We start from the raw sequence: 13,562 nt of genomic DNA, 5'->3' as shown, positions 1-13,562 counted from the left end.
CTTGAATGACAGGCAATAAAAAACCCGGCATGCCGGGTTTTTTTATGCCGCCATTTATTGCGGCGATGTGTCCAGGGGCTCTGGCGTCGGGACTGGTACGGTCTCGACTTTGTCCACATCCTTCTGGATCTGGTCCAGCAACGAACCTGGCTTGGCCGGTTTTTCCGGTTTTGGCTGTTCGGCTTTCTGGGTCGGGTCGGTAACGGTGTTGTCGCTGTCCTTGCCCAAGATGGCTTCGTCACGACTCACGCCAGGCATGAAATCGCCTGACAGGCTGACGAGTTGGTCGTTGGGGCTGAAGATAACGCTGATGCGTTCCTGCTGGCGTTCACCGCCGCCTGGCTGCAAGCTGTACAGATAATCCCAGCGATCGGCATGGAACGTGTCGGTCAGCAGAGGGTTACCCATGATAAACCGTACTTGCCGGCGGGTCATTCCCGGGCGTAACTGGTCTATCATGTCCTGCGTGACGACATTGCCCTGCTGGATGTCGATTTTGTAAACCCCGGGGAATGAACAACCGGCGAGTGCGAGCAGTCCCACAAAGGTGAAACTGGTTAGCAAGAGCTTGGTGTTTTGCATCGGTGGGCGACTTCCACTATCTTGGCTGGGACAACGTAAACGCCGATCATACCCGCATTAAGAGAAGCTGCGAAGCAGCATCGCGAGAAAGCTGACCATGGTTGAAAATAGCGAACTACGCAAAGCCGGCCTCAAAGTGACCCTGCCACGGGTCAAGATTCTACAAATGCTCGATTCCGCCGAGCAACGCCACATGAGTGCTGAAGATGTCTATAAGGCGCTTATGGAGGCTGGTGAGGACGTCGGTCTGGCCACGGTTTACCGTGTTCTGACCCAGTTCGAGGCAGCTGGCTTGGTGGTGCGGCACAACTTCGACGGAGGCCATGCGGTCTTCGAGCTGGACGACGGCAAGCATCACGACCATATGGTCAACGTCGAGACCAGTGAAGTGATCGAATTTTTCGACGAAGAAATCGAGCGGCTGCAGAAAGCAATCGTCGACAAGTATGGCTTCGAGATGGTTGATCACAATCTTGTGCTGTACGTACGCAAGAAAAAGTAAGCATGTCGCGCGGACTATTACGGTTCGCGAAACGAACGAAGGCGACCCCAGGGTCGCCTTCGTGCTTTCTGCCGTTCTCAGATTTTCGCTGTAACGACCATTTTTTTCGCGTGGGCCAGGGATTCCTTGGTGAGGTCGATGCCCCCGAGCATTCGCGCCACTTCTTCTACGCGCTCGTTTTTGTTGAGCTTGGACACGGCGGTGCGAGTGGCATCCTCGCCGCGTACCTTATGCACAAATAGATGCTGGTGTCCCTGGGCGGCGACCTGGGGCAGGTGAGTCACCGTCAGTACCTGGCCGCGTTCCCCCAGTCGGCGCAGCAACTGGCCGACAATTTCCGCGGTTGGGCCACCGATGCCCACGTCCACTTCGTCGAATACCAGCGTCGGCACACGGGAGGTCTGCGCGGTGATGACCTGGATGGCCAGGCTGATTCGTGACAGTTCGCCGCCGGACGCGACTTTGGCCAGGGCCTTGAGCGGTTGCCCTGGGTTGGCGCTGACCAGCAGTTCCACTTGCTCCAGCCCGTTGGGCTGGAGCTCGTCGCCAGCGTTGGGGCGCAATTCGATGGTGAAGCGCCCGCCGGGCATGCCCAGGCGCTGGATCTCCTGCTCCACGGCGCTGGCCAGCCCTGTTGCGGCGTGCTGCCGCAGTTCACTGAGCTCCTTGGCCTTTTCCTGATAATGACGGGCATAAGAAGCCAGTTCGTCCCCCAGGCGCTCGATGGATTCATCGTTGGCGTTCAGGGTTTCCAGTTCTTCCAGCAGCCGCTGCTGGAGTTCGGCAACGTCGGCCGGCTGGATGCGGTGCTTGCGCGCCAGTGTATAGATGGTGTCCAGGCGCTCTTCCAGGTACTGCAGGCGGGCCGGGTCGGCATCGAAATGATCGAGGAACCGATTCAGCTCCCCGACGGCTTCTTCGACCTGGATCTGCGCGCTCGTCAGCAGGTTCGTCGCTTCGTTCAGGGCGCCCACCGAATTGTTCACACTGGAGAGTCGGTTCAAGCTCGCTGTCAGCGCATTGAGCACATTGCCCGAATCGCTCTCGCTGCATTGTTCGACCACTTGCCGGCAAATGCCCAGCAGGGTTTCGGCGTTGGTCAGGTTCTTGTGTTCCTGCTCCAGTTCTGCCAGTTCATTTTCACCTAGGGCCAGGTTCTCCAGCTCTTCGAGCTGATAGCTCAGCAACTGGTGACGGGCGCGCTGTTCGTCGCCGGAGTTGGAGAGTCGATCCAGTTCCTGCCGGGTTTGGCGCCAGCGTTGGGCCGCCAGTTGGACCTGTCGGGCCAGGTCGGTGGCGCCGGCGTATTCATCCAGCAAGCGGCGATGGGTGTCGGTCTTGAGCAGGGATTGGTGTTCATGCTGGCTGTGAATGTCGATCAGCAGCTCGCCGAGGGCCTTGAGGTCGCCCAAGGGGCAGGGCGTGCCATTGATGTAGCCGCGGGAGCGTCCTTCGGCGGTGATGACCCGGCGCAGGATGCACAGGCCGTCGGTGTCCAGGTCGCGTTCGGCCAGCCAGGCGCTGGCCTCGGGGATGTCGACCAGGTCGAACGTCGCCAGGATGTCGGCCTTGTCCGCTCCGGGGCGCACTACGCCACTGTCGGCGCGGTCGCCCAGCGTCAGGCCCAGGGCATCGAGCATGATCGACTTGCCTGCGCCGGTTTCACCGGTGATCACACTCATGCCTCGATCAAGTTCGAGGTCGAGGTGTTCGACGATGGCATAGTTGTGTACGGACAGGTGCACCAGCATAAGGCCGCTCCCAGGCTTTAGGTCTGGTTATTTATACAGTGTTTTGTTTTGGCCTGACAACGCCTTTGCTTAGCTCGATTTGCTTGGATAAATGATTTTCTTAGCGCGGCGGGGAATGGTTATGCAGCTGTTTTTTGTAAGGTTAATTCGTCAGATGGCCCTTGAAGCTGCAAAACCCGACCCCATATACCGGGGCAGAAGCGCGAGTTGAGCTCGCGGACGAAGTTGAGAGGAGAAATCTATGGCTGACGAACAGACGCAGGACACGCAAAATCTAGACGCCAATCAGGCTTCCCAGGATTCCGGTGAAGACCTGGCGGCACGTGTACAAGTGCTCGAGGAGCAACTGGCCGGTGCGCAGGATCAGGCGTTGCGTGTAGCAGCCGACCTGCAGAATGTCCGCCGTCGCGCCGAGCAAGATGTAGAGAAGGCTCATAAATTCGCCCTGGAGCGTTTCGCCGGCGACCTGCTGCCGATCATCGACAGCCTGGAGCGTGGCCTGGAACTGTCCAACCCGGATGACGAAAACATTCGTCCGATGCGTGAAGGCATCGAGCTGACCCTGAAGATGTTCCAGGACACCCTCAAGCGTTATCAGCTCGAAACCCTTGATCCCCATGGCGAACCCTTCAACGCCGAGCACCACCAGGCCATGGCGATGCAGGAAAGTGCCGACGTCGAGCCAAACAGTGTGCTGAAGGTTTTCCAGAAGGGCTATCTGCTCAATGGGCGCCTGCTGCGTCCGGCCATGGTCGTGGTCAGCAAGACGCCAGCGCCGGTTTCGCCTTCTATTGATGAGCAGGCTTGAAATCGGTCGTAGCGGCCCCATCTATATGTCAAGCGTTTAAGTGCTACCGCAGTTAGCCACCACTGCTGCGGCAACAAAATCCAAGTTCCGGGAGAGTTAACATGGGCAAGATTATCGGTATCGACCTGGGGACCACCAACTCGTGCGTCTCCGTGCTGGAAAACGGCAAGGCCAAAGTCATCGAAAACGCTGAAGGCGCGCGTACTACGCCGTCGATCATCGCTTACGCCAATGATGGCGAGATTCTGGTTGGCCAATCGGCCAAGCGTCAGGCAGTGACCAATCCGCATAACACCCTGTACGCGGTGAAGCGTCTGATCGGTCGCAAGTTCGACGAAGAAGTCGTCCAGAAAGACATCAAGATGGTGCCTTACAAAATCGCCAAGGCTGACAACGGCGATGCCTGGGTTGAAGTGAACGGCCAGAAAATGGCGCCGCCACAGATCTCGGCTGAAATCCTCAAGAAAATGAAGAAAACCGCCGAAGATTACCTCGGCGAAGCGGTGACTGAGGCGGTCATTACTGTGCCTGCCTATTTCAACGACAGCCAGCGCCAGGCGACCAAAGACGCCGGCCGCATCGCGGGCCTGGACGTAAAACGTATCATCAACGAACCGACTGCGGCCGCTCTGGCCTACGGTATGGACAAGGCCAAGGGCGATCACACCGTGATCGTTTATGACCTGGGTGGCGGTACCTTCGACGTTTCCGTGATCGAGATCGCTGAAGTCGACGGCGAGCACCAGTTCGAAGTATTGGCAACCAACGGTGACACATTCCTCGGTGGTGAAGACTTCGACATCCGCCTGATCGACTACCTCGTCGACGAGTTCAAGAAAGAAAGCGGCATGAACCTCAAGGGTGACCCGCTGGCCATGCAGCGCCTGAAAGAAGCCGCTGAAAAAGCCAAGATCGAACTGTCCTCGAGCCAGTCGACCGACGTGAACCTGCCGTACATCACCGCAGACGCCACCGGTCCTAAGCACCTGAACGTAAAAATCTCCCGCGCCAAGCTCGAAGCGCTGGTGGAAGACCTGGTTCAGCGCACCATCGAACCTTGCCGCATCGCTATGAAAGACGCCGGTATCGACGTTGGTTCGATCAACGACGTGATCCTGGTTGGCGGTCAGACCCGTATGCCACTGGTTCAGAAGTTGGTGACCGATTTCTTCGGTAAAGAAGCGCGTAAAGACGTCAACCCTGACGAAGCTGTTGCCATGGGTGCTGCTATCCAGGGCGCGGTATTGGCTGGTGACGTGAAAGACGTTCTGCTGCTCGACGTCAGCCCGCTGACTCTGGGTATCGAAACCATGGGCGGCGTAATGACCGCGCTGATCGAGAAAAACACCACGATTCCTACCAAGAAATCCCAGGTGTTCTCGACTGCCGACGACAACCAGGGCGCAGTGACCATTCACGTGCTGCAAGGTGAGCGTAAGCAAGCCGCACAGAACAAGTCCCTGGGCAAGTTCGACCTGGCCGAGATTCCACCAGCACCGCGTGGCGTGCCACAAATCGAAGTGACCTTCGACATCGACGCCAACGGCATCCTGCACGTCGGCGCGAAAGACAAGGCTACCGGCAAGACTCAGTCGATCGTGATCAAGGCCAACTCCGGTCTGTCCGAGGAAGAAATTCAGCAGATGGTTCGCGATGCTGAAGTCAACGCCGAGGAAGACCGCAAGTTCGAAGAACTGGCCAGCGCTCGTAACCAGGGCGATGCCTTGGTGCACTCGACTCGCAAAATGATCGCTGATGCTGGCGAAAAAGTGACCGCGGAAGAGAAAACCGCCATCGAAGCGGCCGTGGTTGCCCTGGAAGCTGCCGTCAAAGGCGACGACAAGGCCGCCATCGAAGCGAAGATCGAAGAGCTGTCCAAGGTCTCTGCGCCAGTGGCTCAGAAAATGTACGCCGAACAGGCTCAGCCTGCAGAAGGCGCGGCTGCGCAGGGCGAATCGGCCGAGAAAGCCGACGACGTCGTTGACGCCGAGTTCGAAGAAGTGAAAGACCACAAGTAATCGCTTGTTGGTCGGCCGGTTGACTGCATTTGTGCGGTGGCTGGTAGGATGTCGCCGCGCGGGAGCTTGCTCCCGCGTTGGCGTGTCTGGAGTCAATGAATTTTTACAGCATGCGACAACGCTCGGATGCTGGCGGTGTGATCGGGAATGCTCCTGCTTTCCGAGCGGCGGACACCGCGTTTTGGCCGGGTCCCTGGCTGAAAAACTTAAGACCAGGATCGTTGAATCGACGTGAGTTGGGTCCGGGCCTGTATTGGGGCTCAACGAGTTTGGCAAGGTTCAGGAGAGGTTTGCCGGACGTCCTATAAGAGTGCAAAGACTAATGGCAAAGCGTGACTTTTACGAAGTATTGGGTGTCGAGCGGGGGGCCAGCGAGGCGGACCTGAAAAAGGCCTATCGTCGCCTGGCGATGAAGCACCACCCGGACCGTAATCCCGGCGACAAAGCGTCGGAAGAGATGTTCAAGGAGGCCAACGAGGCCTACGAAGTGCTGTCCGATTCGAGCAAGCGCGCGGCTTACGATCAGTACGGTCATGCCGGCGTCGACCCAAGCATGGGTGGCGGCGGTGCCGGTTTCGGCGGTCAGAACTTTTCCGATATTTTCGGTGATGTGTTCAGCGATTTCTTCGGTGGCGGTCGCGGCGGTGCCCGTGGCGGCGCTCAGCGTGGCAGCGATTTGCGCTACACGTTGGAGTTGAACCTGGAAGAAGCGGTGCGCGGTACTACCGTCAATATCCGTGTTCCAACGCTGGTCAATTGCAAGCCATGCGATGGCTCGGGCGCCAAGAAGGGCTCCTCGCCCGTTACGTGCCCGACCTGTGGCGGCATCGGCCAGGTTCGCATGCAGCAGGGCTTCTTCTCGGTGCAGCAGACCTGCCCGCGTTGCCATGGCCAAGGCAAGATCATTTCCGATCCGTGCGACTCCTGCCACGGTGAAGGGCGTGTCGAAGAGTACAAGACGCTGTCGGTCAAAGTGCCGGCCGGTGTCGACACCGGTGACCGCATTCGCCTGTCCGGCGAAGGCGAGGCAGGTGCCCAGGGCGGCCCGACTGGTGATCTGTATGTGGTCATCAATGTGCGCGAGCATGCGATTTTCCAGCGCGACGGCAAGCACCTGTTCTGCGAAGTGCCGATCAGCTTCGTCGATGCGGCCTTGGGTGGTGAGCTTGAGATTCCGACCCTCGACGGTCGCGTCAAGCTGAAAATCCCCGAGGGCACGCAGACCGGCAAGCAGTTCCGGATCCGCGGCAAAGGCGTCGCGCCAGTGCGTGGCGGTGGTGCGGGCGACCTGATGTGCCGCGTGGCGGTGGAGACTCCGGTCAACCTGGGGCGGCGTCAGCGTGAGCTGTTGGAAGAGTTCCGCAACTCGCTGGCGGATGACAACAGTCACTCCCCGAAAACCACCGGTTGGTTCGAAGGTGTAAAACGCTTCTTCGGCGACCTGTAAGGAGTTCGCATGCGACGTATAGCTGTGATGGGCGCTGCGGGGCGCATGGGCAAGGCGCTGGTCGAGGCGGTGCAGCAGCGCTCGCCGCTTTCCGGCCTGACGGCGGCCATCGTTCGGCCCGACAGCACGCTGGTAGGTGCCGATGCGGGCGAGTTGGCCTCACTGGGGCGTATCGGCGTGCCGATGTCCGGTGGCCTGGAGAAAGTGCTCGACGAGTTCGATGTACTGATTGATTTCACCTTGCCGGAAGTGATGCTGAAAAACCTCGCGATCTGCCGCAAGCACGGCAAGGCCATGGTGATCGGTACGACGGGGCTGGATGCTGCGCAAAAGCAATTGCTGGCCGATGCGGGCAAGGACATTCCGATCGTGTTTGCCGCGAACTTCAGCGTGGGCGTGAACCTGTCGCTGAAGCTGCTGGACATGGCGGCCCGGGTCTTGGGTGACGATGCGGATATCGAAATCATCGAGGCGCATCACCGGCACAAGATCGACGCGCCTTCGGGAACGGCCTTGCGCATGGGTGAGGTGATTGCCGATGCGTTGGGTCGCGATCTGCAGGAAGTGGCAGTGTATGGGCGTCAGGGGCACACCGGTGCTCGTGAGCGCAGCACCATCGGTTTCGCCACTGTGCGCGGCGGTGATGTGGTGGGCGACCACACCGTGCTGTTCGCCACTGAAGGCGAGCGTCTGGAGATCACCCACAAGGCATCGAGCCGGATGACTTTCGCCAAGGGTGCTGTACGTGCCGCGCTGTGGCTGGATAGCCGCGAGCCTGGTTTGTACGACATGCAGGACGTTCTCGACCTGCGTTGATGCCCCTAGGTGCGGGGTTCAGGTTATACTGGGCCCCGTTTTACACCGCTTCGCGACGGCCTGTCGCATTCCCCTGCCTTCAAGGCTCATTAGCGGTGGACCAAAAAAGCCTTTTTCTGTAAGCTACAGCTTTAGTGTGTCCACTAAAAGCGCGCAGAATAATTCAGTGAACAAGCGGGGTGACGTGTCCATACGTCACTCCGCTTTTTTACAACCTGCGATCGCCCTTTCAGGCTTTATTTACGGGAGGTCTTCTTGACTAAGCCAGCCATACTCGCCCTTGCTGATGGCAGCATTTTTCGCGGCGAAGCCATTGGAGCCGACGGTCAGACCGTTGGTGAGGTGGTGTTTAACACCGCAATGACCGGCTATCAGGAAATTCTTACCGATCCTTCCTACGCCCAACAAATCGTTACCCTGACTTACCCGCACATCGGCAACACCGGCACTACGCCGGAAGACGCCGAGTCTGACCGTGTCTGGTCCGCCGGCCTGGTCATCCGTGACTTGCCGCTGGTAGCGAGCAACTGGCGTAACACGATGTCCCTGTCCGATTACCTGAAAGCCAACAACGTCGTGGCGATCGCCGGTATCGACACCCGTCGCCTGACCCGCATCCTTCGGGAAAAAGGCGCGCAAAACGGCTGCATCATGGCCGGCGACAACATTTCCGAAGAAGCCGCCATTGCCGCTGCCCAGGGCTTCCCTGGCCTCAAGGGCATGGACCTGGCGAAAGTCGTCAGCACCAAGAAACAGTACGAATGGCGCTCCACGGTCTGGGACCTGAAGACCGACAGTCACGCGACGATCGAGGCTTCCGAGCTGCCTTACCACGTCGTGGCCTACGACTACGGCGTCAAGCTGAACATCCTGCGCATGCTGGTCGAGCGTGGTTGCCGCGTCACCGTGGTGCCGGCCCAAACCCCGGCCGCCGACGTCCTGGCCCTCAAGCCCGACGGTGTGTTCCTGTCCAACGGCCCGGGTGACCCGGAGCCTTGCGACTATGCGATCCAGGCGATCAAGGACGTGCTGGAAACCGAGATCCCGGTATTCGGTATCTGCCTCGGTCACCAACTGCTGGCTCTGGCTTCGGGCGCCAAGACCTTGAAGATGGGCCACGGCCACCACGGTGCCAACCACCCCGTGCAGGACCTGGATACCGGCGTGGTGATGATCACCAGCCAGAACCACGGTTTCGCGGTGGACGAAGCCACTCTGCCGGCCAATGTGCGCGCGATTCACAAGTCGCTGTTCGACGGCACGCTGCAAGGTATCGAGCGTACCGACAAGAGCGCGTTCAGCTTCCAGGGCCACCCTGAAGCGAGCCCGGGCCCGAACGATGTGGCTCCGCTGTTCGATCGCTTCATCAACGAGATGGCCAAGCGACGCTGACCGCGAGAAGCCCGAGGGCGGCCCCGAGCGCGGCGGCCCCTTCGGGCGCTTCAAAGATTGTTCGACGGCCTAGCCGACTGACCTGCGGATTTGAGTGACAAACCCATGCCAAAACGTACAGACATAAAAAGCATCCTGATTCTCGGCGCTGGCCCGATCGTGATCGGCCAGGCCTGCGAATTCGACTACTCCGGCGCCCAGGCCTGTAAGGCCCTGCGCGAAGAGGGTTATCGCGTCATCCTGGTGAACTCCAACCCGGCCACCATCATGACCGACCCGGCCATGGCCGACGCCACCTACATCGAGCCGATCAAGTGGCAGACCGTTGCCAAGATCATCGAGAAGGAACGCCCGGACGCGCTGCTGCCGACCATGGGTGGCCAGACCGCGTTGAACTGCGCCCTGGACCTGGAGCGCGAAGGCGTCCTGGAGAAGTTCGGTGTGGAAATGATCGGCGCCAACGCCGACACCATCGACAAGGCCGAAGACCGTTCGCGCTTCGACAAGGCGATGAAATCCATCGGCCTGGACTGCCCACGCTCGGGCATCGCCCACAGCATGGAAGAGGCCAACGCCGTCCTGGAACGCCTTGGCTTCCCGTGCATCATCCGTCCGTCCTTCACCATGGGCGGCACCGGTGGCGGCATCGCCTACAACCGTGAAGAATTCGAAGAAATCTGCGCCCGTGGTCTCGACTTGTCGCCGACCAAGGAACTGCTGATCGACGAATCCCTGATCGGTTGGAAAGAATATGAAATGGAAGTTGTCCGCGACAAAAAGGACAACTGCATCATCGTCTGCTCCATCGAAAACTTCGACCCGATGGGCGTGCACACCGGTGACTCGATCACCGTCGCACCAGCCCAGACCCTGACCGACAAGGAATACCAGATCCTGCGTAACGCCTCCCTGGCGGTACTGCGCGAGATCGGCGTGGAAACCGGCGGCTCCAATGTCCAGTTCGGCATCTGCCCGAACACCGGTCGCATGGTGGTCATCGAGATGAACCCGCGGGTATCCCGTTCGTCGGCCCTGGCTTCCAAGGCCACCGGTTTCCCGATTGCCAAGGTCGCTGCCAAGCTGGCCGTGGGCTACACCCTGGACGAGCTGTCGAACGACATCACCGGCGGCAAGACCCCGGCATCCTTCGAACCGTCCATCGACTACGTCGTCACCAAGCTGCCACGCTTCGCCTTCGAGAAGTTCGCCAAGGCTGATGCCCGCCTGACGACTCAAATGAAGTCGGTCGGTGAAGTCATGGCCATTGGCCGGACTTTCCAGGAGTCCTTGCAGAAAGCCCTTCGCGGCCTGGAAGTGGGCGTCTGCGGTCTTGATCCGAAGCTGGACCTGGCCGACCCGGAAAGCATGAGCGTGCTCAAGCGCGAGCTGACCGTGCCGGGCGCCGAGCGTATCTGGTACGTGGCCGATGCCTTCCGTGCCGGCATGACCGTCGAGCAGATCTTTGGCATGAACATGATCGACCCTTGGTTCCTGGTACAGATCGAAGATCTGATCAAGGAAGAAGAGAAGGTCAAGACCCTGGGCATGTCCAGCATCGACCGCGACACCATGTTCCGCCTCAAGCGCAAAGGCTTCTCCGACATGCGCCTGGCCAAGCTGCTGGGTGTGACCGAGAAGAGCTTGCGCGCGCATCGCCACAAGCTGGAAGTGTTCCCGGTCTACAAGCGCGTCGACACCTGCGCGGCCGAGTTCGCCACTGACACCGCCTACCTGTACTCCACGTACGAAGAAGAGTGCGAAGCCGCGCCATCGACCCGCGACAAGATCATGATCCTGGGTGGCGGTCCTAACCGGATCGGCCAGGGCATCGAGTTCGACTACTGCTGCGTACACGCGGCATTGGCCCTGCGCGACGACGGTTACGAGACCATCATGGTCAACTGCAACCCGGAAACCGTGTCCACCGACTACGACACCTCCGATCGCCTGTACTTCGAGCCAGTGACCCTGGAAGACGTGCTGGAAATCGTCCGCGTCGAGAAGCCAAAAGGCGTGATCGTCCAGTACGGCGGCCAGACTCCGCTGAAACTGGCCCGTGCCCTTGAAGCCGCTGGCGTGCCGATCATCGGTACCAGCCCGGATGCGATCGACCGCGCCGAAGACCGTGAGCGCTTCCAGCAGATGGTCGAGCGCCTGAACCTGCGCCAGCCGCCAAACGCCACCGTGCGCAGCGAAGACGAAGCGATTCGTGCCGCGGCCAAGATCGGTTACCCGCTGGTGGTGCGTCCGTCCTATGTGCTGGGCGGTCGTGCGATGGAAATCGTCTATCAAGAAGACGAGCTCAAGCGCTACCTGCGTGAAGCGGTCCAGGTGTCCAACGACAGCCCGGTGCTGCTGGACCACTTCCTCAACTGCGCCATCGAAATGGACGTGGACGCGGTCAGCGACGGCAAGGACGTGGTAATTGGCGCGATCATGCAGCACATCGAGCAGGCCGGTGTTCACTCCGGTGACTCCGCTTGCTCGCTGCCGCCTTACTCGCTGCCGGCCCACATCCAGGACGAGATGCGCGAGCAGGTCAAGAAAATGGCCCTGGAGCTGGGCGTTGTCGGTCTGATGAACGTGCAACTGGCCCTGCAGGGCGAAGACATCTACGTCATCGAAGTCAACCCGCGCGCTTCCCGGACCGTGCCATTCGTCTCCAAGTGCATCGGTGTTTCCCTGGCGATGATCGCTGCACGGGTCATGGCCGGCAAAACCCTGAAGGAACTGAATTTCACCAAGGAAATCATTCCGAACTTCTACAGCGTGAAAGAGGCGGTGTTCCCGTTCGCCAAGTTCCCTGGCGTCGACCCGATCCTCGGCCCTGAGATGAAGTCCACCGGTGAAGTGATGGGCGTGGGCGATACCTTTGGTGAAGCCTTCGCCAAGGCCCAGATGGGCGCGAGCGAAGTGTTGCCGACTGGCGGCACGGCGTTCATCAGCGTGCGTGATGACGACAAGCCACTGGTTGCAGGCGTAGCCCGTGATCTGATCAACTTGGGCTTCGAAGTGGTCGCCACTGCCGGTACTGCCAGGCTGATCGAAGCGGCAGGCCTGAAAGTGCGCCGCGTGAACAAGGTGACCGAGGGGCGTCCGCACGTGGTCGACATGATCAAGAATGACGAAGTCACGCTGATCATCAACACCACCGAAGGTCGCCAGTCGATCGCCGATTCCTACTCCATTCGTCGCAATGCGCTGCAGCACAAGATCTACTGCACCACGACCATTGCTGCGGGCGAAGCGATCTGCGAAGCGCTCAAGTTCGGTCCCGAGAAGACCGTGCGTCGCTTGCAGGATCTACATGCAGGATTGAAGGCATGAGCATAACCAAGTACCCGATGACAGTTCAGGGCGCGAAGGCCCTGGAAGAAGAGCACGCTTTCCTGACCAAGGTCGAGCGCCCGCGCTTGAGCCAGGCTATTGGTGAAGCGCGTGAGCTGGGCGATCTCAAGGAAAACGCCGAATACCACGCTGCCCGAGAGGAGCAGGGGATGGTCGAGGCGCGTGTCCGTGACATCGAAGGTCGCATGCAGAATGCGGTGATCATCGATGTCACGACGATCCCGCACACCGGCAAGGTGATTTTTGGCACTACCGTGGAAATCGCCAACGTCGAGACCGATGAAAGCGTCACTTACCAGATCGTTGGTGAGGACGAGGCAGACATCAAGCTCGGCAAGATTTCCGTTGGTTCGCCCATCGCTCGCGCCTTGATTGCCAAGGAAGAGGGCGATGTGGTGGTGGTGAAGACGCCGGGTGGTGTCATCGAGTATGAGATTGTCGAAGTCCGTCACATCTGAACGAAGGCGCCCGCTGCGAGCGGGCGCCATGATCTGGCAGCTCACCCAGATGCTGTGGGTGGGCGGCGTCTGGTTGTTGCATGTCGGTTTGCTGCCGGTGCTGGGTCGAGTCGGCCTGGCACCGCTGCTCATCGATGAAATCGCAGGCATGCTGACGGCGCTGCTGGTGGGTTTCTCCGCAGCGTGCGTAATATTTCAGGCTTTGGTGCTGGTTCAGGCCGAGGGCCTTGCCAGTCTATGGCGCGACATTCGTGGGCAATTGTTGCTCATGTCGTTGTACGCGTGCGGGATGTTCTTCGCGGTGCGTCTCGGCTGGCCGGATGCGAGCCAGTGGCAGGCATTCAGTTACCTGGTGCTGGGTTTTTCCGGGTTGGTGCTGGTGTTGCAGCCGGTTCCCGGGTGGAGTGGCAGGGTGTGCGAGGCACACCCTTGACCCTTTG

General features: G+C 59.8%; 11 protein-coding genes. 9 read left to right on the top strand and 2 right to left on the bottom strand.

The window, feature by feature from the left end; translation table 11 throughout:
* Positions 1–54: 54 nt before the first annotated feature.
* Complete coding sequence (locus tag BM300_RS11910) at positions 55–582, bottom strand: outer membrane protein assembly factor BamE (protein WP_072341055.1); 528 nt, start codon at positions 580–582, stop codon at positions 55–57.
* A gap of 97 nt (positions 583–679) precedes the next feature.
* On the opposite strand from BM300_RS11910, the gene fur reads away from it, so the two are divergent.
* Positions 680–1,084, top strand: a complete 405-nt coding sequence (gene fur, locus BM300_RS11905; protein WP_003197684.1) for a ferric iron uptake transcriptional regulator — start codon at positions 680–682, stop codon at positions 1,082–1,084.
* Positions 1,085–1,161: 77 nt separating this feature from the next.
* Here the strand turns inward: fur and recN are convergent, their stop codons facing one another.
* Entirely contained in the window at positions 1,162–2,835 is a 1,674-nt protein-coding gene (gene recN / locus BM300_RS11900) for a DNA repair protein RecN (RefSeq protein WP_063322990.1), read from the bottom strand.
* Between the two features lie 241 nt (positions 2,836–3,076).
* Between recN and grpE the strand changes: the two genes are divergently transcribed.
* The 8 genes from grpE to BM300_RS11860 all read left to right on the top strand — a co-directional run bounded on the left by grpE (position 3,077) and on the right by BM300_RS11860 (position 13,555).
* Positions 3,077–3,643 (top strand): nucleotide exchange factor GrpE, encoded by a 567-nt coding sequence (grpE, locus tag BM300_RS11895; protein WP_013692249.1) that lies wholly within the window; start codon positions 3,077–3,079, stop codon positions 3,641–3,643.
* A 101-nt stretch (positions 3,644–3,744) separates the two neighbouring features.
* On the top strand, positions 3,745–5,661 hold the full coding sequence (dnaK, locus tag BM300_RS11890; protein WP_014336568.1) for a molecular chaperone DnaK: 1,917 nt from the start codon (positions 3,745–3,747) through the stop codon (positions 5,659–5,661).
* Positions 5,662–5,983: 322 nt separating this feature from the next.
* Complete coding sequence (gene dnaJ / locus BM300_RS11885; RefSeq protein ID WP_003197693.1) at positions 5,984–7,108, top strand: molecular chaperone DnaJ; 1,125 nt, start codon at positions 5,984–5,986, stop codon at positions 7,106–7,108.
* 9 nt (positions 7,109–7,117) lie between these two features.
* Complete coding sequence (gene dapB, locus BM300_RS11880) at positions 7,118–7,924, top strand: 4-hydroxy-tetrahydrodipicolinate reductase (protein ID WP_092462945.1); 807 nt, start codon at positions 7,118–7,120, stop codon at positions 7,922–7,924.
* Between the two features lie 255 nt (positions 7,925–8,179).
* On the top strand, positions 8,180–9,316 hold the full coding sequence (carA, locus tag BM300_RS11875) for a glutamine-hydrolyzing carbamoyl-phosphate synthase small subunit (protein WP_003197697.1): 1,137 nt from the start codon (positions 8,180–8,182) through the stop codon (positions 9,314–9,316).
* Positions 9,317–9,421: 105 nt separating this feature from the next.
* Entirely contained in the window at positions 9,422–12,643 is a 3,222-nt protein-coding gene (gene carB, locus BM300_RS11870) for a carbamoyl-phosphate synthase large subunit (protein WP_063322988.1), read from the top strand.
* Positions 12,644–12,645: 2 nt separating this feature from the next.
* Positions 12,646–13,122 (top strand): transcription elongation factor GreA, encoded by a 477-nt coding sequence (greA, locus tag BM300_RS11865; RefSeq protein ID WP_027911987.1) that lies wholly within the window; start codon positions 12,646–12,648, stop codon positions 13,120–13,122.
* 28 nt (positions 13,123–13,150) lie between these two features.
* Positions 13,151–13,555, top strand: a complete 405-nt coding sequence (locus BM300_RS11860) for a hypothetical protein (RefSeq protein WP_063322987.1) — start codon at positions 13,151–13,153, stop codon at positions 13,553–13,555.
* The last annotated feature ends 7 nt before the right edge of the window (positions 13,556–13,562 follow it).

It is taken from the genome of Pseudomonas sp. NFACC46-3 (genome assembly GCF_900114515.1).
Taxonomy (GTDB): Bacteria; Pseudomonadota; Gammaproteobacteria; order Pseudomonadales; family Pseudomonadaceae; genus Aquipseudomonas; species Aquipseudomonas fluorescens_Q.
This window is presented reverse-complemented; position numbering and strand designations above follow the sequence as displayed.

Excerpts from the sequence above, each read along its gene's own strand:
- BM300_RS11910 (WP_072341055.1), bottom strand. The coding sequence starts at position 582 with ATGCAAAACACCAAGCTCTTGCTAACCAGTTTCACCTTTGTGGGACTG.
- dnaK (WP_014336568.1), top strand. The coding sequence starts at position 3,745 with ATGGGCAAGATTATCGGTATCGACCTGGGGACCACCAACTCGTGCGTC.
- recN (WP_063322990.1), bottom strand. The coding sequence starts at position 2,835 with ATGCTGGTGCACCTGTCCGTACACAACTATGCCATCGTCGAACACCTC.
- BM300_RS11860 (WP_063322987.1), top strand. The coding sequence starts at position 13,151 with ATGATCTGGCAGCTCACCCAGATGCTGTGGGTGGGCGGCGTCTGGTTG.
- dapB (WP_092462945.1), top strand. The coding sequence starts at position 7,118 with ATGCGACGTATAGCTGTGATGGGCGCTGCGGGGCGCATGGGCAAGGCG.
- fur (WP_003197684.1), top strand. The coding sequence starts at position 680 with ATGGTTGAAAATAGCGAACTACGCAAAGCCGGCCTCAAAGTGACCCTG.
- dnaJ (WP_003197693.1), top strand. The coding sequence starts at position 5,984 with ATGGCAAAGCGTGACTTTTACGAAGTATTGGGTGTCGAGCGGGGGGCC.
- carB (WP_063322988.1), top strand. The coding sequence starts at position 9,422 with ATGCCAAAACGTACAGACATAAAAAGCATCCTGATTCTCGGCGCTGGC.
- grpE (WP_013692249.1), top strand. The coding sequence starts at position 3,077 with ATGGCTGACGAACAGACGCAGGACACGCAAAATCTAGACGCCAATCAG.